The sequence below is a fragment of the Rhodanobacter sp. UC4443_H10 genome (assembly GCF_052978325.1).
In genome coordinates this window covers 1,471,195-1,494,949 of the sequence record NZ_CM129668.1, presented here as the reverse complement: position 1 = coordinate 1,494,949, position 23,755 = coordinate 1,471,195, and the positions used below count along the sequence as shown (strand labels likewise).

Annotated in this window: 23 protein-coding genes and 1 tRNA gene; 7 read left to right on the top strand and 17 right to left on the bottom strand. The window is 67.4% G+C overall.

Translation table 11 applies throughout. The features are described 5' to 3' along the window. Positions 1-28: 28 nt before the first annotated feature. From ACVCMB_RS07120 to ACVCMB_RS07105, 4 genes are all read left to right on the top strand, one after another. On the top strand, positions 29-628 hold the full coding sequence (locus ACVCMB_RS07120) for a YhgN family NAAT transporter (protein WP_395119760.1): 600 nt from the start codon (positions 29-31) through the stop codon (positions 626-628). 270 nt (positions 629-898) lie between these two features. Next, positions 899-4,138, top strand: coding sequence for a TonB-dependent receptor (locus ACVCMB_RS07115; RefSeq protein ID WP_395119759.1), 3,240 nt, complete (start codon positions 899-901; stop codon positions 4,136-4,138). 174 nt (positions 4,139-4,312) lie between these two features. Next, positions 4,313-5,713, top strand: a complete 1,401-nt coding sequence (ppnN, locus tag ACVCMB_RS07110) for a nucleotide 5'-monophosphate nucleosidase PpnN (RefSeq protein WP_395119758.1) — start codon at positions 4,313-4,315, stop codon at positions 5,711-5,713. Positions 5,714-5,781: 68 nt separating this feature from the next. After that, positions 5,782-5,858 (top strand) — tRNA-Asn (locus tag ACVCMB_RS07105). A gap of 99 nt (positions 5,859-5,957) precedes the next feature. Here ACVCMB_RS07105 and ACVCMB_RS07100 read toward each other — a convergent pair. From ACVCMB_RS07100 to ACVCMB_RS07090, 3 genes are all read right to left on the bottom strand, one after another. Continuing rightward, positions 5,958-6,530: a YkvA family protein gene (locus ACVCMB_RS07100; RefSeq protein WP_395119757.1), complete on the bottom strand. Its 573-nt coding sequence runs from the start codon at positions 6,528-6,530 to the stop codon at positions 5,958-5,960. A gap of 160 nt (positions 6,531-6,690) precedes the next feature. Then, entirely contained in the window at positions 6,691-7,242 is a 552-nt protein-coding gene (gene yjgA / locus ACVCMB_RS07095) for a ribosome biogenesis factor YjgA (protein ID WP_395119756.1), read from the bottom strand. Beyond that, on the bottom strand, positions 7,239-7,523 hold the full coding sequence (locus tag ACVCMB_RS07090; RefSeq protein ID WP_395119755.1) for a DUF1653 domain-containing protein: 285 nt from the start codon (positions 7,521-7,523) through the stop codon (positions 7,239-7,241). The genes yjgA and ACVCMB_RS07090 overlap by 4 nt, the downstream gene beginning before the upstream one ends. Positions 7,524-7,616: 93 nt before the next feature. On the opposite strand from ACVCMB_RS07090, the gene pmbA reads away from it, so the two are divergent. Then, a complete protein-coding gene (pmbA, locus tag ACVCMB_RS07085) occupies positions 7,617-8,984 on the top strand; it encodes a metalloprotease PmbA (protein ID WP_447098365.1) in 1,368 nt (455 codons plus the stop codon). Positions 8,985-9,103: 119 nt separating this feature from the next. Further along, positions 9,104-9,538 carry a DUF4870 domain-containing protein gene (locus ACVCMB_RS07080; RefSeq protein ID WP_395119753.1) on the top strand — a complete coding sequence of 145 codons (435 nt, stop codon included), beginning with the start codon at positions 9,104-9,106 and terminating at the stop codon, positions 9,536-9,538. A 54-nt stretch (positions 9,539-9,592) separates the two neighbouring features. Here ACVCMB_RS07080 and ACVCMB_RS07075 read toward each other — a convergent pair whose 3' ends face one another. The 5 genes from ACVCMB_RS07075 to ACVCMB_RS07055 all read right to left on the bottom strand — a co-directional run bounded on the left by ACVCMB_RS07075 (position 9,593) and on the right by ACVCMB_RS07055 (position 13,991). Then, positions 9,593-10,501, bottom strand: coding sequence for a polyprenyl synthetase family protein (locus ACVCMB_RS07075; RefSeq protein WP_447106507.1), 909 nt, complete (start codon positions 10,499-10,501; stop codon positions 9,593-9,595). Continuing rightward, positions 10,485-10,745 (bottom strand): exodeoxyribonuclease VII small subunit, encoded by a 261-nt coding sequence (locus tag ACVCMB_RS07070; RefSeq protein WP_395119751.1) that lies wholly within the window; start codon positions 10,743-10,745, stop codon positions 10,485-10,487. Before ACVCMB_RS07070 ends, ACVCMB_RS07075 begins: the two co-directional genes overlap by 17 nt. A gap of 76 nt (positions 10,746-10,821) precedes the next feature. Beyond that, positions 10,822-12,123: a tRNA lysidine(34) synthetase TilS gene (tilS, locus tag ACVCMB_RS07065; protein ID WP_395119750.1), complete on the bottom strand. Its 1,302-nt coding sequence runs from the start codon at positions 12,121-12,123 to the stop codon at positions 10,822-10,824. Next, a complete protein-coding gene (locus tag ACVCMB_RS07060) occupies positions 12,120-12,854 on the bottom strand; it encodes an NYN domain-containing protein (RefSeq protein WP_395119749.1) in 735 nt (244 codons plus the stop codon). The genes tilS and ACVCMB_RS07060 overlap by 4 nt, the downstream gene beginning before the upstream one ends. A gap of 180 nt (positions 12,855-13,034) precedes the next feature. Beyond that, positions 13,035-13,991, bottom strand: coding sequence for an acetyl-CoA carboxylase carboxyltransferase subunit alpha (locus ACVCMB_RS07055; RefSeq protein WP_395119747.1), 957 nt, complete (start codon positions 13,989-13,991; stop codon positions 13,035-13,037). A 160-nt stretch (positions 13,992-14,151) separates the two neighbouring features. Between ACVCMB_RS07055 and ACVCMB_RS07050 the strand changes: the two genes are divergently transcribed. Further along, complete coding sequence (locus tag ACVCMB_RS07050) at positions 14,152-14,526, top strand: YajD family HNH nuclease (protein WP_395119746.1); 375 nt, start codon at positions 14,152-14,154, stop codon at positions 14,524-14,526. Positions 14,527-14,538: 12 nt separating this feature from the next. Here ACVCMB_RS07050 and ACVCMB_RS07045 read toward each other — a convergent pair whose 3' ends face one another. The 9 genes from ACVCMB_RS07045 to lpxD form a co-directional block, all read right to left on the bottom strand. After that, positions 14,539-15,207 (bottom strand): hypothetical protein, encoded by a 669-nt coding sequence (locus ACVCMB_RS07045; RefSeq protein WP_395119745.1) that lies wholly within the window; start codon positions 15,205-15,207, stop codon positions 14,539-14,541. Positions 15,208-15,259: 52 nt separating this feature from the next. Next, positions 15,260-18,799 (bottom strand): DNA polymerase III subunit alpha, encoded by a 3,540-nt coding sequence (gene dnaE, locus ACVCMB_RS07040; protein ID WP_447106506.1) that lies wholly within the window; start codon positions 18,797-18,799, stop codon positions 15,260-15,262. A 105-nt stretch (positions 18,800-18,904) separates the two neighbouring features. Then, on the bottom strand, positions 18,905-19,045 hold the full coding sequence (locus tag ACVCMB_RS07035; RefSeq protein ID WP_447106505.1) for a hypothetical protein: 141 nt from the start codon (positions 19,043-19,045) through the stop codon (positions 18,905-18,907). Between the two features lie 51 nt (positions 19,046-19,096). After that, on the bottom strand, positions 19,097-19,432 hold the full coding sequence (locus ACVCMB_RS07030; protein WP_447106504.1) for a TlpA disulfide reductase family protein: 336 nt from the start codon (positions 19,430-19,432) through the stop codon (positions 19,097-19,099). A 98-nt stretch (positions 19,433-19,530) separates the two neighbouring features. Then, on the bottom strand, positions 19,531-20,184 hold the full coding sequence (gene rnhB / locus ACVCMB_RS07025) for a ribonuclease HII (protein WP_395119742.1): 654 nt from the start codon (positions 20,182-20,184) through the stop codon (positions 19,531-19,533). Further along, entirely contained in the window at positions 20,177-21,397 is a 1,221-nt protein-coding gene (lpxB, locus tag ACVCMB_RS07020) for a lipid-A-disaccharide synthase (protein ID WP_395119741.1), read from the bottom strand. Before lpxB ends, rnhB begins: the two co-directional genes overlap by 8 nt. A 63-nt stretch (positions 21,398-21,460) precedes the next feature. Continuing rightward, positions 21,461-22,249, bottom strand: coding sequence for an acyl-ACP--UDP-N-acetylglucosamine O-acyltransferase (gene lpxA, locus ACVCMB_RS07015; RefSeq protein ID WP_447106503.1), 789 nt, complete (start codon positions 22,247-22,249; stop codon positions 21,461-21,463). Between the two features lie 2 nt (positions 22,250-22,251). Further along, positions 22,252-22,719 carry a 3-hydroxyacyl-ACP dehydratase FabZ gene (gene fabZ / locus ACVCMB_RS07010; protein WP_395119739.1) on the bottom strand — a complete coding sequence of 156 codons (468 nt, stop codon included), beginning with the start codon at positions 22,717-22,719 and terminating at the stop codon, positions 22,252-22,254. Further along, positions 22,712-23,740 carry a UDP-3-O-(3-hydroxymyristoyl)glucosamine N-acyltransferase gene (gene lpxD, locus ACVCMB_RS07005; protein ID WP_447106502.1) on the bottom strand — a complete coding sequence of 343 codons (1,029 nt, stop codon included), beginning with the start codon at positions 23,738-23,740 and terminating at the stop codon, positions 22,712-22,714. Before lpxD ends, fabZ begins: the two co-directional genes overlap by 8 nt. Positions 23,741-23,755: the final 15 nt, after the last annotated feature.

Genomic DNA, 23,755 nt, shown 5'->3' with positions numbered 1-23,755 from the left:
ACTGCAGGGAGTCGAAATGGAAGCGCAAATGACCACGTTGTCGGCGGGCATCATGTTGTTCCTGATCATGGACCCGCTGGGCAACATTCCGATCTTCCTCAGCCTGCTCAAGGACGTGCCGCCGCGGCGCCGGCGCCGGGTGATGGTGCGCGAGCTGCTGATCGCGCTCGGCGTGCTGCTGGTGTTCCTGTTCGGCGGCCAGCAGTTCCTGCACCTGATGCAGCTCAAGCCCGACTCCATCAGCGTCGCCGGCGGCATCGTGCTGTTCCTGATTGGCATCCGCATGGTGTTCCCGCCGGCCGACGGCAGCGGCATCTTCGGCAAGCCGGGGCAGGGCGAGCCCTTCATCGTGCCCATGGCGATCCCCGGCGTGGCCGGGCCCTCGGCGATGGCCGCGCTGCTGCTGCTCACCAACACCCAGCCCGGGCGCACCGCGGATTGGGTGCTCGCGCTGCTGCTGGCGTGGCTGGCCACGGCGATCATCCTGCTCAGCTCGACCTACCTGTTCCGCTGGCTGGGCGAGAGCGTGCTGACCGCGCTGGAGCGCGTGATGGGCATGCTGCTGATCGCCTTGTCGGTACAGATGTTCATGTCCGGCGTGGCCTCGTTCCTGCGTTCGATGCCCTGAAAACCATGCCCCGCGGGGGCGGTTGGCCGTCGCCGGGGTGACGTGCCACTGGCATGAAAGTGTCATACAATGCCGTTAAAATTCTTTTAACAATTGGTTGGCAGAGGGAGACAGCTGCCAGCCGCCCGCATCGATCCCGCGCGGACCGCTGCCGGGAGCCAAGCAGGACCATCAAACGCTTCGCCACCATGCCTGGGCCATCCCGGGTCGCGGCATGTTTGATTCCGTACATACTTTTCTTTTGTCGTTGACTCGAGGGACGAACAAGACATGAACAGCCGAATTCGCACCAAATTGCTGCCGTTCGCGATTGCTGCGTTGCTTGCGGGCGCGCCGGCCGCCGCCCAGAACGTGACCTCCTCCGGCGCGACGGGACGAATCGTCGACGCCAGCGGCCAGCCGGTGGCCGGAGCCACCGTGCAGATCGTGCATGAGCCGTCAGGCACCACCAAGACGGTCACCACCGACGCCGACGGCCGCTACACCGCGCAGGGTCTGCGCGTGGGCGGCCCGTTCGACATCACCGTGTCCAAGACGGGCATGGGGCAGGCGGAAAAGAACAACGTCTACCTGCAACTGGGCCAGGTATCCTCGATCAACGTGCAGATGAGCACATCCGGGGTTCAGGCCAAGGACCTCAGCGCGGTCACGGTCACCACCTCGGCGCTCAGCCAGATTTTCTCGGCGGACAACAAGGGCCTGTCGATGAACGTCTCGCAGCGCGAGCTGGAGACGACGCCGCAGGGCAACCGTTCGATCGACGACATCGCGCGCCTCGACCCGCGCATCAACGTGACCGACCAGGGTGACGGTTCGATCTCGATGGCCGGCCTGCCGAACCGCTTCAACAACATCAGCGTCGACGGCATTTCCCAGGGCGACCCCTACGGCCTCAACGCCAATGGCCTGCCGTACCAGGGTTCGCCGATCTCGGTCGACACGATCGGCGAGTACAACATCTCCACCGCCAATTTCGACGTCACCTCCGACACGGTCGGTGCCGACATCAATGCGGTCACCAAGTCGGGCACCAACGAGTTTCACGGCTCGGTGTATTACGCCTATCGCAATGCCAACAAGATGGTCGGCAACGCCGGCTGGCTGGACAACGGCGACCGCGGTTACGACTACACCGGCTACCAGCGCGACTGGACCGGCGGCGTCACCGTGGGCGGCCCGATCATCAAGGACAAGCTGTTCTTCTTCTTCTCGGCCGAGCAGGAAAAGACCACCGGTATCGGCGCGGACTCGTCCAACGGCCTGGATCCGTCGCTGACCGGCGCGTCCACCTCCAACAAGATCTCGCCCAGCGACCTGCAGCAGGTGATCGACACCGCCAAGGCGCTTGGCCTGCAGCCGGGCAGCCTGGGCGGCGGTGCGGTCGGCCTGACCGACAAGCGCTACCTCGGCAAGATCGACTGGAACATCAGCAACGACCATCGTGCCAGCTTCACCTACCAGTACACCAAGGAGAACCAGCCCATCGTGCAGGGCAACAGCTCCAAGGAAGTGGGCCTGGACAGCTACTGGTACAGCAAGGACAGCCTGACCAAGAACGCCGCGCTGCAGTTCTACGATGACTGGAGCGAGAACTTCTCGACCGAAGCCAAGATCAGCTACCAGACGTTCGAGCAGCTGGCCGGCAACGCGATCAACCAGCCGCAGGTGAAGGTCTACCTGAGCAACGACAACAAGGGGCCGTCGGTCAACCTCGGCGAGGATCAGTACCGCCACGAGAATGCCATCAGCACCAAGAAGTGGTCGGCCTTCATCGCCGGCACCTACTTCCTTGGCGACCACACCATCAAGGGCGGCATCGACTTCCAGCGCGACCAGATCTACAACCTGTTCGGCCGCACCCAGCACGGCAATTACACGTTCTACGGGCTGACCAATTTCGCGAATCGCGACTACGACTCGTACTTCCTGTACCAGCCCGCGCCGGGCTATACCCTCAACGACGTGGCGGCGCAGTGGGTGTACAGCCAGTACAGCCCGTTCATCCAGGACAGCTGGCAGGTCAACAACAACCTGTCGGTGACCTACGGCCTGCGCGTGAACATCCCGCAGTCCGACCATGCACCGTTCTACAACGCCGCCTTCCAGCAGTCGTTCGGTTACCCGAACAACAGCAGCCTGGGCAGCAAGAACAAGGTGGTCGAGCCGCGCTTCGCGTTCAACTACGCCTTCAACACCGAGCGCATGATGCAGTTGCGCGGCGGCATCGGCCTGTTCCAGACCACCCCGCCCACGGTATGGATGACCAATCCGTACCAGAACAACGGCCTCACCGTGGCCAGCTATTCGTCGTTCGATCCGGCGGATGCGCCGTTCAGCCCGGACCCGTACCACCAGAACATTCCGACCGGCACGCAAGTCCAGCCGGCGGGCGTCGTCGACACGATCGATCCCGACTTCAAGCTGCCCAGCGTGTGGAAGACCACCCTGGCATTCGATGCCGAACTGCCGTGGTGGGGTCTGATCAGCTCGGTGGAGTTGCAGCACATCCAGGCCGACAACGCGATCTTCTACAAGGCCATCAACATCGGTGCGCCGACCGGCACGATGCCTGACGGCCGCAACCAGTACTGGAAGACCCCGGGCGAGCGCGGCAGCAGCAAGGATGCCGCCGCCAATCGCGACCGGGCGTTCGACCAGCAGTCCACGCTGCTCACCAACACCGGCAAGGGCAAGTCCGACAGCCTGACCCTGGCCCTGGCCAAGCCCTTCTCGGAGAGCTGGTTCGGCAACGTGAGCCTCACCTTCAGCCATGCCACCGAGGTCAACCCGGGCAACAGCTCGCAGGCGTTCTCCGGCTACAAGTACGTGGTGCGCGAAAACGTCAACGACGAAGTGGCCGCCACTGCCGACCGCAACATTCCCAAGGCGCTCAAGGCGTCGCTGACCTGGCAGCATGCGTTCTTCGGCAACTACAAGACCAGCGTGTCGGCGTTCTACAACGGCCACAGCGGCCTGCCGTACAGCTGGATCTTCTCCGGCGACTCCAACGGCGACGGCATCACCTACCAGGACCCGATCTACATCCCGACGGTGAACGACGCGAAGGTCAGCTACGGCAGCGCATCGCCCGAACTGATCCAGCAGTTCCAGGACTACATTGCCGGCAACAAGTACCTCAGCCGTCACCGGGGCCAGATTGCCGGTCGCAACACCGATCACTACGGCTGGGTGAATCAGCTCGACATGAGCTTCTCGCAGGAAGTGCCCGGCATCTTCAAGGGCAACAAGGGCGTCGTGCGTCTGGACGTCTACAACTTCCTCAACCTGCTCGACAGCGACTGGGGCCAGACCGTCAACGGCCAGTTCAACACGCGCACGCTGGCCGGCTACGACGGCGTGAATGCGCAGGGCCAGTACATCTACTACCTGCCCACCGACCAGAACGGCAATTACCAGCCGCAGCAGCTGATCCGCTACGACGCCGGTTCCAACCCGACCCGCGTGGTGTCGCGCTGGTCGGCCATGCTGACGTTGCGTTACACGTTCTGATCGCTGCATCGTCCCGAAACGAACCGGCACCCCAGGGTGCCGGTTTTTTTTCGCCCGACGGAGAGCGCATCGGCGTCGTGCTGTCTTGACCCGATGATTCGCGCAGCGGATGCTTGGCAACCCGCCACGACACTGCATGAGGCAGTCACGTCGTCAGCGGCAGGAGAGTGGTGGATGAATGATTCCCAGGCCGGCCGTGCCGGCAAAGCGGGCACGGTGAGCGCCCGCATCACGCCGATCGGCGGGCTCGACGTGCTCTCGCGGCACGAGGTGGCGCGACTGCGTGGCGCCAGCGGTTCGGGGCTGCACGCGCTGCTGCGGCGCTGCGCGCTGGCGGTGCTGACTTCCGGCAACTTCAGCGACGATCCGCGCGCGATGCTGGAGCAATACCCCGATTTCGACATCCAGGTGCTGCAGCAGGACCGCGGCATGAAGATCGAGCTCTCGAACGCACCGGCACAAGCGTTCGTCGATGGCGAGATCATCCGCGGCATCAACGAGCTGCTGGTCGCGGTGGTGCGCGACATCGTCTACGTGTCGACCCAGCTCGAACAGGTCGGCTTCGACCTGGATCTTTCCGCGGGCCTGACCCAGGGTGTGTTCGAGATCCTGCGCAACGCCCGCATCCTGAAGCCGCAGGTCGACCCGAACCTGGTGGTGTGCTGGGGCGGCCACTCGATCTCGCGTGAGGAATACGACTACTCCAAGCTCGTCGGCTACCAGCTCGGCCTGCGCGGGCTGGACATCTGCACGGGCTGCGGCCCGGGCGCGATGAAGGGGCCGATGAAGGGCGCCACCATCTCGCACGCCAAGCAGCGGCGCCGGCACAACCGCTACATCGGCATCACCGAGCCGGGCATCATCGCGGCCGAGTCGCCGAACCCGATCGTCAACCACCTGGTGATCATGCCGGACATCGAGAAGCGGCTGGAGGCGTTCGTGCGCCTGGGCCACGGCATCATCGTGTTCCCCGGCGGCGTCGGCACGGCGGAGGAGATCCTCTACCTGCTCGGCATCCTGCTGCACCCGGACAACGCCAGCACGCCGTTCCCGCTGATCTTCACCGGGCCGCGCCATTCGGCCGCCTATTTCGAACAGATCGACCGCTTCCTGCGGCTGACCCTCGGCGACGAGGTGGCACGGCATTACCAGATCATCGTCGACGATCCGCAGGCAGTGGCGCGCACGATGGTCACGGGGCTGGAGAAAGTGCGCCACAACCGGCTCGACACCAAGGACGCGTTCTTCTTCAACTGGGCGTTGCAGATTCCCGTGGAATTCCAGCAACCGTTCCGGCCCACGCACGAGGCGATGGGTGCGCTGCAGATCCGCCACGGCCGCCCGCGTCACGAGCTTGCCGCCGACTTGCGGCGGGCGTTCTCCGGCATCGTCGCCGGCAACGTGAAGGAAGAGGGCGTGCAGGCGATCGAGCGCAACGGGCCGTTCGCCATCGACGGCGATGTCGACATCATGCGCGCGCTGGACCAGCTGCTGCAGGCCTTCGTGCAGCAGCACCGCATGAAGTTGCCGGGCGGTTCGGCCTACGTGCCTTGCTATCGCGTGATCACTCACTGAATCGGCGGCGGATCATGCGGCCGGCGGCTTGACAGTACGCCGCCGCGTCGACAAACTACGCAGCTCCCGCCCGAATAGCTCAGCTGGTTAGAGCACTTGACTGTTAATCAGGGGGTCGTTGGTTCGAGTCCAACTTCGGGCGCCAGATGCAAGACAAAGGCCGGCAGGAAACTGCCGGCCTTTGTCGTTGGCGGAAACGACGAAGGGCGCCGCAGCGCCCTTCGCGGGTGAGGCCGATGCCGCCTCAGCGCACCTTGAACAGTACCGGCGTCCAGCTGCCGCCGGCATAGGCTTCGCGGCGGCGGCGGTGCATGCGTTCGATGGCCTCCTGGCGGCGAACCTCGGCCCATTCCACGCGGTTCAGCATCAGGCCGGCCTTGCTTTCGCCGCGGCGGGTGGCCTCATTGTCGCGCCAGAGGCGGAAGTCGTCGTAGGCCTCGATTTCGTACTGCAGCTCGCGCATGCACAGCTCGATCATGATGGCGTCGTCGAGGAAGCCCAGTACGGGAACATTGTCGGGGAGGACGTCATCCTGGCTGGAGAAGTACGCAAGCGCGGCCAGCACGTTGTTGCGATCCTCCTCGGGCAGGGCGAAACCGGCGTCCTCGATCATGCTGATCATGGTGTCCAGATGCTTCAGGCGATTGGCGACGAAGTCGGGCAGTTCCGCGCGATTGGTTTCCTCGAGCAGCTTGCGCGCGGCGCCGACGATGCTGATGGCATCCACGGTGTCCACCTGCTTTCGCGCCTCGGTGATGCTGTCGACGAACAGCTTCAGGTCAGCGTCGCTGAGGGTGATGTGCAGTTCCAGGCTCATGGTTGGCGACTCGCGAGGCGGTTGGAAAAGATTGCCAGCCTATGCCAGCCGGCGCATGGCCGTCAATTGGCAGGGGCCGACTCCGCGCGTCCTTGCGACGGGCGATGCAGGGCAGTTCGCGAGCTGCTGCAGCGGACGACGCGGACGTTCGTCGGCGCGCTCAGGAAGCGTCGGAATTGCCGGCGGTCAGTTCCTTCAGCAACTGGAAGATTTCGCGAAAGGCGCGGGGCGGCTTGTTCGGCGTCTCCCGCTCCAGCCGCGCCTGGCGCACCAGTGAGCGCAGGTGCTGGCGATCGACCTGCGGGTGTTCGGCGATCACTTCGGCCAGTGCCGCGTCGTCACCGTCGACCAGCCGGTCGCGGATCGCTTCCAGACGGTGCATCGCAGCGGTGTCCTGGCGCTGCTTCTCGCGGTTCTCGCCGAGCTCGGCGCGCACGGCGGCGAAATCCTCCTCGCCGAAGCGGCGCATGACCTTGGCCAGGAACGCCATCTGGCGCTTCCTGGCGCCGTGTGCGGTGATGCGACGGGTGATCTCGATCTCGCGGCGCACGTCGTCGGGGAGGTCGAGCTTGGCCAGCCGGCTGGCGGGCAGCTCGACCAGTTGGCCGGCGAGCGTCAGCACGGCGAGCGCCTCGCGTCGCTGCTGGGTGCGGCTGGGGCCGTAGTCCTGTTCGTCGAGTTCGGTCTGGTTGCGGCTGCGGCTGGGGCTCACGGGTTCATTCCGGCAGGGGCGGGTGGATCGTCGGCGGCGTTGCCGGCGGGGTCGGCTTCGGCCTGCTCCAGCGCAAAGCGTGCCGTCGGCGTGCCGTGCAGATCAATGGTTTCGGTGAACATGGCGGCCGGCCGCACCCACAGGCCATGTTCGCCGTAGAGTGCCTGATAGACCACCATCGACTCCAGCGTCTCGCTGTGCCGCGCGGTACCCAGCACGCGATAACGCCGGCCCTTGTAGTGGCGATAGATGCCCGGGGCAGGTGGCGAGGGAAGGCTCATGGCTCCTTTCATTCTCCCGCCGCGCCCCCATGTGAACGCTCTGGCGATTGCGAGCCGCCTATTCTACCCGCCCCTTGCCCAGGAAAGACCAACGTGAGTGAAGCCGTCGTCAGCCGCGATAGCAGTACATCCGAACTGGATCGACTCGCCGAGTTGGCCGAGGACGTGATCCGCCGCGCGCGGATCGCCGGCGCCAGCCAGGCCGAAGTGGCCGCCACCATCGACACCGGGCTCAGCGTGAATGTGCGCCTCGGCGAGGTGGAGACGGTCGAGCACACCCGCGATCGCGGCTTCGGGCTCACGGTGTATTTCGGCCAGCGCAAGGGCTCGGCGAGCACGGCCGACCTCCATCCCGACTCGATCCAGGCGACGCTGGACCAGGCCTGCGCGATTGCGCGCTACACCGAGGCCGATCCCGCCGCCGGGCTGGCCGATGCCTCGCGCATGGCCAGCGCGTTCCCGGAACTGGACCTGTGGCACCCCTGGGATATCGACACCACGCAGGCGATCGAGCTGGGCATCGCGATCGAGGATGCCGGGCGCGCACATGCCGGCATCAGCAACTCCGATGGCGCCTCCGTGCAGGCCGGGCAGGGTCTGTCCGTGTACGCGAACTCGCACGGTTTCGTGGGCCGCGAGCGCGGCACTCGCCACGCGTTGTCGCTGGCGCTGATCGCCGGCGACGAGGATGGCATGCAGCGCGATTATTGGTACGACAGCGTGCGCGCGGCGGGCGATTTCATCAGCGCGAAGGCGCTCGGCGACAAGGCCGCCGAGCGCACGCTGGCGCGGCTTGGGGCGCGCGGCCTGTCCACCCGGCAATGCCCGGTGCTGTTCGCGCCCGAGCTTGCGCGCGGCGTGATCGGGCATCTGCTCGGGGCGGTCAGCGGTGGCTCGCTGTATCGGCGGGCCAGCTTCCTGCTCGACCATGTGGGCCAGGCGGTGATGCCTGCATGGTTGAATATCGACGAGCGGCCGCATCTTCAGCGCGGCCAGGGCTCGGCCAATTTCGATGCCGAGGGCGTGGCCACGCGCGACAGCGCCCTGATCGAAGGCGGCGTGCTGGCGCGCTACATGCTGGGCAGCTATTCGGCGCGCAAGCTCGGCATGGAATCCACCGGCAACGCCGGCGGCGTGCACAATCTGGTGGTGGCCGCGGGCGCGGCCGATGGCGAGGCGTCCGATTTCGCCGGCATGCTGCGGCGCCTGGGCACCGGTCTGCTGGTCACCGAGGTGATGGGCCAGGGCGTGTCGATCGTCACTGGCGATTATTCGCGTGGGGCCGCCGGTTTCTGGGTGGAGCACGGCCGCATCGTGCATCCGGTGGAAGGCATCACCATCGCCGCCAACCTGCGCGACATGTTCGCCGGCATCGTGGCGGTTGGCGACGATGTCGATCCGCGCTCGCCGGTCCTCACCGGCTCGATCCTGCTCGATCGCATGACCGTCGCCGGCGAGTAGCCGCGCCTCCGGCGGGGTTGGGCCGGTTGGCAGGTTCTTGCGGCAAAGCGGCGCAAGCCTTGCTAGCATCGGCACGACCGGCAAGCGGCCGGTGAGCTTCGACGTCGAAGGAGATGCGCATGAGCGTTCCACCCGAATCCGTCATCCCGCCCGCGCCGACCGATCCGGCGCCGGGCGTTCCGCCTGCCGAGGAAAGACAGTGGGCGATGTTTGCGCATCTGTCCGCGCTGCTCGGTGCGATCCTCACCGGTGCGCTGGGCGGCGGCTGGGGCTGCTTCATCGGCCCGCTGGTGATCTGGCTCATCAAGAAGGACACCATGCCGTTCGTCAACGACCAGGGCAAGGAGGCGCTGAACTTCAACATCACGGTGGCCATCGCGTTCGTGGTGCTGTTCCTGCTCTCGGTGATGACGTTCGGCATCGGCCTGGTCATCGCGATCCCGCTGTGGTTCATCATCGGCATCGCCTGGCTGGTGTTCACCATCATCGCCGCGATCAAGGCCAACGAGGGCGTGACGTATCGCTACCCGTTCACGCTGCGCCTGATCAAGTAGTTCGGCGAGTGGATTGAAAAGGCGGCCTGCGGGCCGCCTTTTCGTTGCCGCGAATCAACGCGTGCGATGCGCCGCGTAGCGGGCCAGCTCTTGCAGCAGCACGGCGCGCGCGCCCCACGGCGTGATCGCCGCCAGCGCGGCATCGGTCAGTTCGGCCAGCCGTGCGCGCGAGGCGTCGAGGCCGATGATCGAGGGGAAGGTGGGCTTGACCGCGGCGGCGTCCTTGCCGGCAGTCTTGCCGATCACTTCAGGGTCGCCTTCCACGTCCAGGATGTCGTCGCGCACCTGGAAGGCCAGGCCGACGGCGCTGGCGTAGCGGTCCAGCGCCTGCAGCGCGTCGTCGTCCGCCGCAGCGACCAGCGCGCCGAGGCGCACCGAGGCGCGGATCAGCGCGCCGGTCTTGCAGCCATGCATGTATTCCAGTTCGGCCAGCTCCAGCGGACGCCCGACCGCGGCCAGGTCGAGCGCCTGCCCGCCGGCCATGCCGTCGGCGCCGCAGGCGCGACCCAGCGTTTGCAGCATCGCGATGCGCACGCGGGTGTCGATGGCACCGGCCTCTTCGGCGGCGAGCACCTCGAACGCCAGCGCCTGCAGCGCGTCGCCGGCGAGGATCGCCATCGCCTCGCCGAACACCACGTGGCAGGTCGGCCGGCCGCGGCGCAGCGCGTCGTCGTCCATGGCGGGCAGGTCGTCGTGCACCAGCGAGTAGGCGTGGATCAGTTCCACCGCGCAGGCGGCGGCGTCCAGTGCCGGACCGTCTTCGTCCAGCGCGTGCGCGGCAGCGTAGACCAGCATCGGGCGCAGCCGCTTGCCGCCGCCCATCACGGCATAGTGCATGGCGCGACGCAGATGGTCGGTGGCGTGGGCGGCCGGGGGCAGGCAGCGTTGCAGCGCGCGCTCGGCGCGGGCAACCAGCGACTGCAGGGCAGGGCCGAGTTCGGCGGACTCAGAGTTCGGGTTCAAACGGTTCGGCGCGGTCGGGGGCATCGGGGTCCAGCAGCAGGCGCACGCGCAGTTCCGCTTGTTGCAGCGACTGCTGGCAATGACGGAACAGGCCGATGCCGCGCTCGAACGAGGCAAGCGATTCGTCGAGGCTCAACTCGCCGCCTTCCATCCGGGTGACCAGTTGCTCCAGCTCGTCGAGCGAGTGTTCGAAATCGACGGCGGGAGCGGGGTCGGCAACGGTCTTGGGAGCGGTCTTGGCCATGGCCCGCAACGCTAGCGCAGCGCGGCGGGCGAATCAATCGGCGCGGCGTCGTCGCAAGCCGCGGGCGTGATCTGGATCAGCGTCCGGGGCGCCAGCGGGGCTGCGCGCCGCAGCGTTCGAACAGCTCGGCACCGCGGGCGTTGATCCAGCGGTCGGCCACGGCGATCAGCTCGCCATCGGCATACAGCAGCGGACACGCGTCGCGTCGCCACGGCGGCATCTGCGCCTGCTGGAACAGGTTGCGCAACTCGCGCGTGTGCGGGTTGCCCGCCGGGCGGATGCGCTCGCCGCCGCGGCGCATGCGCACTTGCAGCGGTTGCGCCAGGCGGGTGGCCGGCGCCGTCAGCGCCAGTTCGCCACCGTCCGGCAGCGCCAGCGGTTCGCCGCTCCAGCGCTGTTGCCAGTCGGGGTCGATCGGTGCCTGTGTCGGCAGGGCCCACAATCGCTGCTTCCAGATGTGCAACTCGGTGCCGGCCCAGCGCACGCAGGGCAACTGGCCGGCACGTGCATCGCACTGGCGCTCGATCTGCCGGCGCTGCGCCGCACCGGGAGCGGCCAGTCCGCGCAGGTGCAGCCAGTGGTCGAGCAGCGGTTCGCGCAATGCGGGCAGCAGCGCGCGCCAGCCGGGCAGGTCGAGGCTGCCGCTGGCGTGGTCGTGCAGGGCATCGAACGCGGGGAGCCATTGGCTGCGCAGTGCGTCGGCGGCATCGCGGCTCAGCGCGGCGCTGTGCAGGATCGAGTCGCAGGCCTGCGGCCAGTAACGCAGCAGCCCCGGCAGGATTTCATGGCGCAGGCGATTGCGCGCGAGGCGGATGTCGGCGTTGGAGGGGTCGTCGATGCAGTCGAGTTGGTGGGCGGCGACGTAGTCGAGCAGCGTGGCCCGCGGCAGCTCCAGCAGGGGGCGCCAGAGTTGGCCGGCGCCGAACGGTCGCCGCACGCGCATCCCGCCCAGGCCTTCCGGCCCTGCGCCGCGCAGCAATTTCAGCAGTACGGTCTCGACCTGGTCGTCGCGATGGTGGCCGAACAGCAGCCACTCGCCATCGTGCAGCAAGTCGGCCAGCGCGGCATGGCGGACGTGCCGCGCGGCGGCCTCCAGGCCCTTGCCGCCATCGCGCGGCACGTCCACGCGCACCAGCGCGCAAGGCACGTCGAGGTCCTGGCAGAAGCGAGCGCAGTGTGCCGCCCAACGCGCGCTGTCGGCATGCAAGCCATGATCGACGTGCGCCGCGCGCAACCCGCGTTCCCGGGCCAGCGGTTCGCGGGCCAGCGCGTGCAGCAGGGCGCTGGAATCGGGGCCGCCGCTGAAGGCGACACAGATCGGCGCGGGTGCTGTCGCGGTCAGCGCCGCGAGTAGATGGGCTTGCAGCGGGTCGCTCATTTCTTGTCGGCGCGGGACCGCACGTAAATGTGCTTGCCGTTGCCGATCTGGCGCTCCTCGGTGTCGAACAGGCCGATGCCCTTGATCAGGCCGCTCAGTTTTGCGTAGCCATAGTTGCGCGAGTCGAAGTCGGGCGACTGCTTGTTGATGATGCTGCCGACCGGCCCGAGGCTGGCCCAGCCGGTCTCGTCGGACGCGGCCTCGATCGCATTGCGCAGCATGTTCATCAATTTGCTGTCGCCGCGCAGTTCCTTGGCCGAGCGCTGTTTCGGTGCCGTCTCGGTTTCGGTCTCGCTGGTGCCAGCCAGCACCTCGGTATAGATGAATTTGTCGCAGGCGGTGCGGAACGGCTCCGGCGTCTTCTTCTCGCCGAAACCGTAGACGATGCGCCCCGATTCGCGGATGCGCGAGGCGAGGCGGGTGAAATCGCTGTCGCTGGAGACGATGCAGAAGCCGTCGAAGCGCTCGGCGTAGAGCAGGTCCATCGCGTCGATGATCATCGCCGAGTCGGTGGCGTTCTTGCCGACCGTGTAGCGGAACTGCTGGATCGGCTGGATCGAGTAGCGCAGCAGCGCTTCCTTCCAGCCGTTCAAGTCCGGCTTGGTCCAGTCGCCGTAGATGCGCTTGACGTGGGCGGTGCCGTATTTGGCGATCTCGGCCAGCAGGCCCTCGACGATCGCCGGGCGGGCATTGTCGGCATCGATCAGTACGGCGAGCTTGTCGTGGGCCATGGCGCGCGAGTCCGTCGGAAAGAATGAGCCGATGGTAGCGCTTCGCCGCCTTTCCGCCATTGCCGAAGGAACCCGCTCGCGGGCGATGCTTTCGGAGCCGGGAGTCGGGGATCGGGATTCGCGAAAGCATCGCCCGCGAGCGGGCTCCTACCCGCACAGGCAGGGACGGGGCAAGGGGAGCTATTCCTGATAAGCCCCGTAGCTGCGCAGGCGCTTGTAGCGCTGTTCGAGCAGGTCGGGGACCGGCATCGCCTGCAGCTCGTCGAGCTGGTTCAGCAGCACGGCTTTCAGGCGGATCGCCATCGAGCGCGGGTTGCGGTGGGCGCCGCCGAGCGGCTCGCGGATGAGCTTGTCGATCAGGCCCAGTTCGAGCAGGCGCGGGGCGGTCATGCCCAGGGCCTCGGCGGCGTCTTTTACCTTGTCGGCGCTCTTCCACAGGATCGAGGCGCAGCCTTCGGGCGAGATCACCGAATAGGTGGAGTACTGCAGCATGTTGGTGCGGTCGCCGACGCCGATCGCCAGCGCGCCGCCGGAGCCGCCCTCGCCGATCACGGTGCAGATGATCGGTACCTTGAGTTCGGCCATTTCCAGCAGGTTGCGCGCGATCGCCTCGCTTTGCCCGCGCTCTTCGGCGCCGACGCCGGGGTAGGCGCCCGGGGTGTCGATCAGGGTCAGCAGGGGCAAGCCGAAACGCTCGGCCATCTGCATCAGGCGCAGCGCCTTGCGGTAGCCCTCGGGGCGCGGCATGCCGAAGTTGCGGCGCACCTTGGTCTTGGTGTCGCGGCCCTTCTGGTGGCCGATGATCATCACCGGCCGGCCGTTGATGCGGCCCAGGCCGCCCACGATGGCAGCGTCCTCGGCGTACATGCGGTCGCCGGCCAGTTCGTGGAACTCCTCGCAGATCACGCCGATGTAGTCGAGCGTGTAGGGCCGCGCCGGGTGGCGGGAAAGCTGGGTGGTCTGCCAGGAATTGAGGTTGCGGAAGATGTCCGCCGTCTTCACCTTCACCTTCTGCCGCAGGCGCGCCACTTCCTCGTCGATGTTGAACGCCTGGCCATCGCTGGCGTGGCGAAGCTCCTCGATCTTCGCATCCAGTTCGGCGATGGGTTGTTCGAAATCGAGGAAGTTGGGGTTCATTCGTTGCTGTTCATTGCACGGAAGCGCTCAAGTATACCGTTCCGCAAGAAAAGGCGAGAACGGCGCCGTATGGCCGTGATCGGGTCGACAGATGCCTGCCGCGGACGCGGTGATTGCGTTATCGTCCGCCCCATCGAGCACCCGCCGCCGGATCGCCGCCATGCCCAGCAAACCCATCGACAACGCGAAACTCGACCGCATCGTGGCCGAGGCGCGACGCGCCGCCGAGCAGCGCGAGCTGGGCTATCGCGAGCGGGCGCTGAAGATGTATCCGTGGGTGTGCGGTCGCTGCGCCCGCGAGTTCACCCGCGCCAATCTGCAGGAACTGACCGTGCACCACCGCAACCACGATCACGACTTCAACCCGGCCGACGGCAGCAACTGGGAACTGCTGTGCGTGTACTGCCACGACAACGAGCACGCGCGGCATATCGACCACGTGCGCGGCGGGGTGATGGCAGTGGAGGAAGCGCCGCCGGCGACGGGCAATCCGTTTGCCGACCTGAAGGCGATGATGGAGCGGGGCGGCAAGTAATCCCGCGAAGGCCTACCTGCGTCGATAGATGCCGTCGAAGCGGACGTTGAGTCCGCCGCACTGGTGATTGTCGCTGACCACCAGAAACTTCCCGACCAGGAAGGCGCTCATCTCGCACGCATCGTCGACAAAGGTTGCGTGATGGCCGCTGGGCCGTGCCTCCCCGCCCATGGCGCCCAGGTTGGGGCCGCCGGGGAACTGGTCCGGCGGCGGGTCGGCCATCGGATAATAGGCTTCGCCGTCGGCACGCAACATGCCGTTGTCATGGCGGATCGTGATGCGGTTGTCCCCCTGCACCCAGTCGCCTTCCCATGCCGACGGTGATGGCTGCGCCAGCACCGGCCGCAGGCGGTTGCGCGGCAGCCAGCCGGCGTGTCCATCCTGGTTGTCGGGAAACATGACGCAGGCGTAGTCGCCGCGGACGTCGCCCGCCAGTACCTGGTCACCCGGGATCAGGTAGGCCTTTTCCCGGCAGTGATCCGCCGTGGAAGGGCAGTCGTCGGTGCCCGCGACGAAGTGGGCGCGTCCGTCGCCGACGACTTCGGCGAGTGTCGTCTGGTCGCTGCTGCCATCGCCTCCCTCGCACAGAAACGGCGCGTCGGGATGTGTCTGCTGCGCATGGACGCCGCCGAAAAAAACCAACGCGAACAGCGCGAAAGTCCATTTATAGGCAACGGTCATCGGTCTCTCCATGCGTGCCCGCAGACAGTGAATACATGCGCCCGGCGGTGTCTCAATCCTGCTGCTTGACGATGCGCAGGCGTGCGGCCTGCACTCCGGGCAGCGCGCGCACGGCGCGCAGCAGGGCGGGGATGGCGTCCACGCGCCATTCCTCGCCCAGTTCCAGGTCGGCTTGGGCGCTGCGGTTGCGGTAGCCGTGCAGGGTGACGCTGGCCTGGCCCCCGCGGTAGCCGGCCAGGGTGCGTTGCAGTTGTTCGGCGAAGTCGGCGTGGATGCCGTTCAATTTCAGTTGCAGCAGGCGCGCGTGCCTGCGGCAGGCGTCGTCGAGCGAGCAGGCGCTGCGCGCGCGCAACTGGAAACCGCCGCCGGAGAATTCGTCGATGCGCAGGCCGCCGTCGACGACCAACAACTGTCCGCGCGTGAGCAGCGGCGCGGCCTGGTGGTAGATCTCGCCGAAGAAACTCACCTCGATGGCGCCGCCGCCGTCCTCGATGCGCACGAACGCGTCGCTGTCGCCGCGCTTGCGCACGGCGGCGACCATGCCGGCGATGGTCCAGGGCGTGTCCGGGCCGCGGCGGAAGCGGTTCTCGCTGCCGTCGTCGTTGCGGCGCGGCTTCGGCGGCTGGTAGCGGTCGACGATCTCGCCCAGCGGGCAGGTGGACAGCTGCGCCAGCTCGTCTTTCCACGGGTCGGTGGGGTGGCCGGAGAGGTAATGGCCGAGGGTGTCGCGTTCACCTTGCAGGCGTTGTTCCAGCGGCCACTCCGGCGCGGTCGGCAATTCGATCTCGAGTACCGGCGTGGCAGAGCCCATCGCCGCGCCGAACATGTCGTTCTGGCCCGATTGCCGGTCGCGCTGGTGCTGTTCGGCGGCCTTGACCGCGTCGGGAAGCTGGAGCATCAGGCTGGCGCGGTTGGCCGCCAGCGCGTCCAGCGCGCCGGACAGGATCAGCGCCTCCAGCACACGCCGATTGAGCTTGCCCGGATCGATCCGGCGGCAGAAATCGGCCAGGTCGGTGTAGCGCCCGTGCGCGCGCTCGGCGACGATCGCCTCGCACACGCCGTGGCCGACGCCCTTGATCGCGCCCAGGCCGTACTGGATGACCTTGGGTTCCACCGCCACGAACATGTACTCGGACGCATTGACGTCCGGCGGCTGCACCACGATGCCCAGTGCGCGCGCTTCGTTGAGGAAGGTGACCGCCTTGTCGGTGTTGTCCATGTCCGCGGAGATCGTCGCGGCCATGAACTCGGCGGGGTAATGCGCCTTCAGCCAGGCGGTCTGGTACGACACCAGCGCGTAGGCGGCCGCGTGCGACTTGTTGAAACCGTAGCCGGCGAACTTCTCCATCAGGTCGAAGATGGCGTCGGCCTTTTCGCCGCTGAGTCCGTCCTTGGCCGCACCCTCGCGGAAGATCGCGCGGTGCTTGACCATCTCCTCGACTTTCTTCTTGCCCATCGCTCGGCGCAGCAGGTCGGCGCCGCCAAGCGTGTAGCCGCCCACGATCTGCGCCATCTGCATCACCTGCTCCTGGTAGACCATGATGCCGTAGGTCTCTTTCAGGATCGGCTCGACGCGCGGGTCGGGATATTCGACTTCCTCGCGGCCGTGCTTGCGCGCAATGAAGCTGGGGATCAGGTCCATCGGGCCGGGGCGGTACAGCGCCACCAGCGCGATGATGTCCTCGAAGCGATCGGGTTTCGCATCCTTCAGCATGCGCTGCATGCCGGAGGATTCGAGCTGGAACACGGCGACCGTCTGCGCCTTCTTCAGCAGCTCGTACGGCGCCGGGTCGTCCAGCGGCAGCGCCGAGATGTCCAGCGCCGCCTCACCGGTCTTCGCGCGGCGCGCGTTGATCGCCTTGACCGCCCAGTCGATGATGGTCAGCGTGCGCAGGCCGAGGAAGTCGAACTTGACCAGGCCGACCGCCTCGACGTCGTCCTTGTCGTACTGGGTGACCACACCGCCGCCGCCGGCTTCGCAGTACAGCGGGGAGAAATCGGTGAGCGGGGTCGGCGCGATCACCACGCCGCCGGCATGCTTGCCGGCGTTGCGGGTGAGGTTTTCCAGGCTCAGCGCCAGGTCGATCAGCGCGTGGGCGTCCTCGTCCTGCGCGTAGGCGTCGCAGAACTCGCGCACCACGCGGTCGGTTTCCTTCTTCGATTTCTCCGACAGGCCCAGCGCGTCGGACAGGGTCAGGTCGAGCGGTCGCGGCGGGATCATCTTGGCCAGCTTGTCGACCTGGCCGTAACCCATGCCGAGCACGCGGCCCGAATCGCGCAGCACCGCCTTGGCCGCCATCGAGCCGTAGGTGATGATCTGGCTGACCTTGTCGCGACCGTACTTGCGCGCGACGTAGTCGATCACCTCGTCGCGGCGGTCCATGCAGAAGTCGATGTCGAAGTCTGGCATCGACACGCGTTCGGGATTCAGGAAGCGCTCGAACAGCAGGTCGAACTGCAGCGGGTCGAGGTCGGTGATCTTCAGCGCCCACGCCACCAGCGAGCCGGCGCCGGAACCACGCCCGGGGCCCACCGGAATGCCGTGTTGCTTGCCCCAGTTGATGAAGTCCGCGACGATCAGGAAGTAGCCGGGGAAGCCCATCTTGACGATGACGTCCAGCTCGCGTTCGAGCCGCGCGTCGTAGTCCGCGCGCGAGTGGCCGGCAGCCAGCGGCGCGAGTGCAAGGCGCTGTTCCAGGCCTTGCCGCGACAGTTCGCGGATGTGGCTGTCGAGGTCGTGGCCCGCCGGCACGGGGAAGTCGGGCAGGTAGTACTTGCCGAACTTGAGTTCCAGCGTGCAGCGCTTGGCCAGCTCGACGGTATTTGCCAGTGCCTCGGGCAGGTCCGCGAACAGCGTCGCCATGTCTCCGGGCGTCTTGAGGTACTGCTGGTCGGTGTATTCCCGCGGGCGCTTGGGGTCGGCCAGCACGCGGCCCTGGTTGATGCACACGCGCGCCTCGTGCGCGTCGAAGTCGGCCTGCTTGAGGAAGCGCACGTCGTTGCTGGCCAGCACCGGCAAGTCGAGCGTGGCGGCCAGGCCCAGGGCGGCGCTGTTCCAGAGCTCCTCGCCGTCGCGGCCGCAGCGGGTCAACTCCAGGTACAGCCGATCCGGAAACAGTCGTGCCAGCGCGCGCAGTTTCGCCAGCGCGGCGTCGCCGCCCTGGTGCACCGCGATGCGGGCTACTTCGCTGTCGCGGCCGAGCAGGGCGATCAACCCGCTGCAGGCCTCGCCATGCAACCAGCCGGCGTCGATCAGCGCGCGTCCGCCGTGCTGGCCCTCCTGCCAGGCACGCGACACCAGCCGCGACAGGTTGAGGTAGCCGTCATGGTCCTGGCACAGCAGGGTCAGCCGCCACGGGCGCGGATCGTCCGGCGCCGAGACCAGCAGGTCGCAACCGCCGATGGCCTTGATTCCGGCCGCGCTGCAGGCTTTGTAGAACTTGACCAGCGCGAACATGTTGCATTCGTCGGTCAACGCCACCGCCGGGATGCCGTCGCGCACGCAGGCGGCGACCAGCGCCTTGATGCGGATGGTCGAGTCGACCAGCGAGTACTCGCTGTGCAGGTGAAGGTGGGCGAAGCTGGCGGTCATGCAAATCTGCGCGCGTTATCCGTGCAGGCTACCCGCCGCCGCAGGCAGCGGCAAGATTGACTTGCGCGGGGTTTGCGCGAAGCGCGGGCCGGCGCCGACCGGGGGTCATCGCGGCGCGAGCACCGGTGCCGCGATCGGCGGTTCGCGCAGCAACGCGTTGATCTCCTCGACGAGCGTACCGAGCATGTCTTCGCCATATCCGACGTGGACATGGGCCACGGTGCCGTCACGATGCAGCATCACCATCACCGGGATTCCCGTGACGTCATACGGCTTGCCGATGGCGCCGTGACGATCCTAGGTGAGCAGCAGTTCGGGGAGGCTCTTGCCCAGTGCGCGCGCGGCACGCAGGAAGACGCGGCGATCCTCCTTGTAGTTGACCGCCACCACCTGCAGCGACATGCCGCGCTCGGTCGCCAGCGATTGCATCTTCGCCAGCACCGGCATCTCCTTCATGCAGTAGCCGCACCAGGTCGCCCAGAAACTGATCACCACGACCTTGCCGCGCAGCGAGGCCAGGCTCACCGTGTGTCCATCCATCGTTGGCCCCAGTGAATCCGGCGGCACGTCGCCGGGCCGCACGCCCGCGGTGGCGGCGAAGCAGCTCATCAAGGCGACCAGGAGCAGGCTCATCCGTCGCATGGCGTCCCCTTCATATCCATGGACCAGCGGTCACGAGAGGCCAGTGTAAGCGATGGCCGGGTGCGGCAATCGCGGCCGCGATGTTTGCCTCAGAACAAGCTGGCCTGATCCAGCAGCAGGCGCACCGGGGCAAAGCTGCGGCGGTGCAGTGGGCATGGCCCCAGCCGCTGCAGCGAGGAGAGGTGGGCCGGCGTGGGGTAGCCCTTGTGCAGGGCGAAGCCGTAGCCGGGGTGGAGCGCGTCCAGTTCCACCATCAAGCGGTCGCGGGTGACCTTGGCCAGGATCGAGGCCGCGCTGATGGCCGGTTCCAGCGCGTCGCCGCCGACGATCGCGCGCGCCGGGCAGGGCAGGTCCGGCGGCAGCTTGTTGCCGTCGATCAGCGCGTGCTGCGCGGCGGGCGCCAGGCCGGCGAGGGCGCGGCGCATGCCGGTCATGGTGGCGCGGAAGATGTTCAGCGAATCGATTTCCTCCGGCTCGACCAGCACGATGCAGTACGCCAGCGCGCGTTCGAGAATCAGCGGGAACAGCGCCTCGCGGCGCGCCTCGCTGAGCCTCTTCGAATCGTCGAGGCCGCGGATCGGCCGGACCGGATCGAGGATCACCGCCGCCACCGCCAGCGGACCGGCGAGAGGGCCGCGACCGGCTTCGTCGACGCCGGCGACCAGCAGGCTGGTCGCCGATCCGTCCTCGTCCGCCTGCGAGCGCGGCGGCGGGCGATGGCTGTCGAGAACAAGCTCAGCCATCGGCGCGGCCGTGATCGTCGACCAGCTCCGCCACCGCGGTCGCGGCCCGTTCGCCGGCGTGGCCGGCCATGTCGCCGCGCAGTTCCTGGTGCAGGTATTCGAAGGCGGCCACGATCGCGCTGCGGCGCTCGCTGTCGCCGAACAGGGCCAGCGTGGCGGCGGCCAGCTTGTCGGCGGTGCAGTCGTCCTGCATCAGCTCGGGCACCCACGGCCCCGGGCCCAGCCCGCTGGCGCGGGCCAGGATGTTGGGCAGCGAATAGACGTCCGTCTTGATCATGTTCAGGGCGCGCGCGATGCGATAGCTCAGCGGCGCCACGCGGTAGCCGACCACCATCGGCCGCTTGGCCAGCATGGCCTCCAGCGTGGCGGTGCCGGAGGCCAGCAGCACCACGTCGGCGGCCAGCATCGCCTCGTGGGCCTGGCCGTCCAGCAGCAGCGGCGCGGGTTCGCTGGCCGGCAATCGGGCGAGCAGTTCCTGCAACCGCGCGTGTACCCGTGCATTGGCGGCGGGAACCACGATGCGCAGGCCGGGCACGACTGCAGCAACGCGCTGCGCGGCATCCAGGAAAATCTGGCCCAGCCGATCCACCTCGGACATCCGGCTGCCCGGCAGTACCGCCAGCACCGGCGCCTGCTGCGGCAGGTGCAGCGCCTCGCGCGCGCCGACGCGGTCGGCGACCAGCGCGAAGCGGTCGGCCAGCGGGTGGCCGACGAAGCGCGCGTCGATGCCATGGCGCGCGTAGATCGCCGGTTCCATCGGGAACAGGCACAGCACGCGGTCCGCGCTGCGACCGATCTTCTCCACGCGATTCTCGCGCCATGCCCACACTGAGGGGCTGACGTAGTGAACCGTGCGCAAGCCGGCCTCCTTCAGGCGCCGTTCCACGCCGAGGTTGAAATCCGGGGCGTCGATGCCGATCACCACCGCCGGCCTGGCCTGCCTGAGGCGCGCGACCAGGGAACGGCGCAGACGCAGCAGGCGCGGCAGGTGGCTGATCACCTCGCTGAAACCGAACAGCGACAGCTCGCGGATGTCGTACCAGGACTCGAAGCCCTCGCGCTGCATCCGCGCCCCGCCGATGCCGACGAAGCGCGCCTGCGGGTAGCGCTGGCGCAAGGCGACGATCAGGTCGGCACCGAGCTGGTCGCCGGAATCCTCACCGGCGAGGATGGCGATCAGCGGGGCAGGTGCGGAGACGCCGGTGTTTTGCATTTCGTCTCCGTCGTGAAGCGAGAGCCAGAGCGCGTGCTTGATTTTGCGATAAGCGCGACGCGCTTATCGCGCCAACGACCGCTCGCTGTGGTCGAGGAACTCCAGCATTGCCATGACGTCGGCGCTTTCGCGCGCCTGCTCGGCGAGTTTCTCGCGGGCTTCGGGCAGCGAGAGGCCGGCCATGTAGAGGGTGCGGTAGGCGCGCTTGATCGCGGCGATGCGGGTGGCATCGAAGCCCCGGCGTTTGAGGCCTTCGCTGTTGATGCCGCGCGGGCGGCCCTGCTGCTCGTTGGCCATCATCACGAACGGCGGCACGTCGTGGCCGACCAGGCAGCCCATGCCGATGAAGGCGTGCGCGCCGACCTTGCAGAACTGGTGCACGCCCGAATAGCCGGAGAGGATCGTCCAGTCACCGATCTCCACGTGCCCGGCCAGGGCGGAATAGTTGGAGAACACCACGTGATTGCCGACCTGGCAGTCGTGCGCGATGTGCACGTAGGCAAGCACCCAGTTGTCGTCGCCGAGGTGCGTGACGCCGCCGCCGTCGCCGGTGCCGCGGTTGATGGTGGTGAATTCGCGGATCAGGTTGCGGTCGCCGATGACCAGTTCGGTGCGCTCGCCGGCGAATTTCTTGTCCTGCGGATCGCCGCCCAGCGAGGCGAACTGGGCGACGCGGTTGTCGCACCCGAGCCGGGTGGGGCCTTCGATCACCACGTGCGGGCCGATCACCGTGCGGTCGCCGATCTCCACCTGCGCGCCGATGACGCTATAGGCGCCGATGCGCACGCCGGCGCCGATCACGGCAGCCGGGTCGACCTGCGCAGTGGGGTGGATCGCGGTGCTGTCACTCATGTTCATGACCTCGCGGCGCACATCAGTTCGCAGCTTGCCACTTCCTTGCCGTCGACCGTGGTGCGCGCGGCGAACAGGCCCATGCCGCGGACCAGGCGTTTCAGGTTCACTTCCAGGCGCAACTGGTCGCCCGGCACCACCGGAGCGCTGAAGCGCGCATTGTCGACCTTGACCAGATAGAACAACGGGCTGCCCGCGTCGCCCTTCATGCGGCGGCTGATCTGCGTCAGCAGGCCGGCGGCCTGCGCCATCGCCTCGATGATCAGCACGCCCGGCATCACCGGATGGCCCGGGAAATGGCCATCGAAGAACGGTTCGTTGATGGTGACGTTCTTCAGCGCGACCGCGCTGACGTCCGGCACGACCTCGATCACCCGGTCGACCAGCAGGAACGGGTAGCGGTGCGGCAGCAGGCGCTGGATCTGCTCCACCTGCACCGGCAGGGTGATCTCGAAATTTTCCTCAGTCATTGCTCTTGTCCTTTTCCAGTGCCGCCAGACGGCGCGCGTATTCGTCCAGATGCTTGAATCGCGCCGCATTCCTGCGCCACAGGCGATTTTCCTGCAGCGGCACGCCGGAGGAGTACTCGCCCGGTTCGCGTATCGAATGGGTGACCAGGCTCTTGGCGGTAATGGTAACCCGGTCGGCCAGCTCGAGATGGCCGAGCACGCCCGCATTGCCGCCGATCTGGCAGTAGCGGCCGATCCTGGCACTGCCGGCCACGGCGGCGCATCCGGCCATTGCGGTGTGCGCGCCCACGTGCACGTTGTGGGCGATCTGGATCTGGTTGTCCAGCCGCACGTCTTCTTCCAGCACGGTGTCGTCCAGCGTGCCGCGGTCGATCGTGGTGTTGGCGCCGATCTCGCAGTCATCGCCGATGCGTACCCCACCCAACTGGGGCAGCTTGATCCAGTGGTCGGTGTCGAAGGCCAGGCCGAAGCCGTCCGAACCGATCACCGCGCCGGGATGCACCAGCACGCGGCGACCCAGGATGACGCGCGTGACCAGGGTGACCCGGGCCACCAGCCGCGATTGCGCCCCCACCGTGCAGCCCTCGCCGATGATGCAATGTGGCCCCAGCACGGCGCCGTCCTCGACCACTGCATCGGCCTCGATCACGCAGCACGGGCCGATGCTGGCGCCGGCGCTGACGCGCGCGGAAGCGGCGACCACGGCACTGGGATGCACGCCAGCCGGTGCGGCGGGCAGGCGCTCGAACAGCGCGGCGATGCGCGCGTAGGCGACGTAGGGGTCCCTGGCGATCAGCGCGGTGGCCGGGCAATCGGCGAGGTTCTCCTCGCGCAGCACCACCACGCCCGCGCGGGTGGACAGCAGCTGCGCGGTGTATTTGCTGTTGGAAAGAAAGCTCAACTCGCTGGCGCCGGCGCCACCGAGCGTGCCCACGCCGCTCACCATCCGCGTGCCGTCGCCGCGGACGTCGAGGCCGAAGCGCGCGGCCAGTTCGGCTGCCGAGTAGTGGATGGCGTTCATGCGTGGCTCCGGACG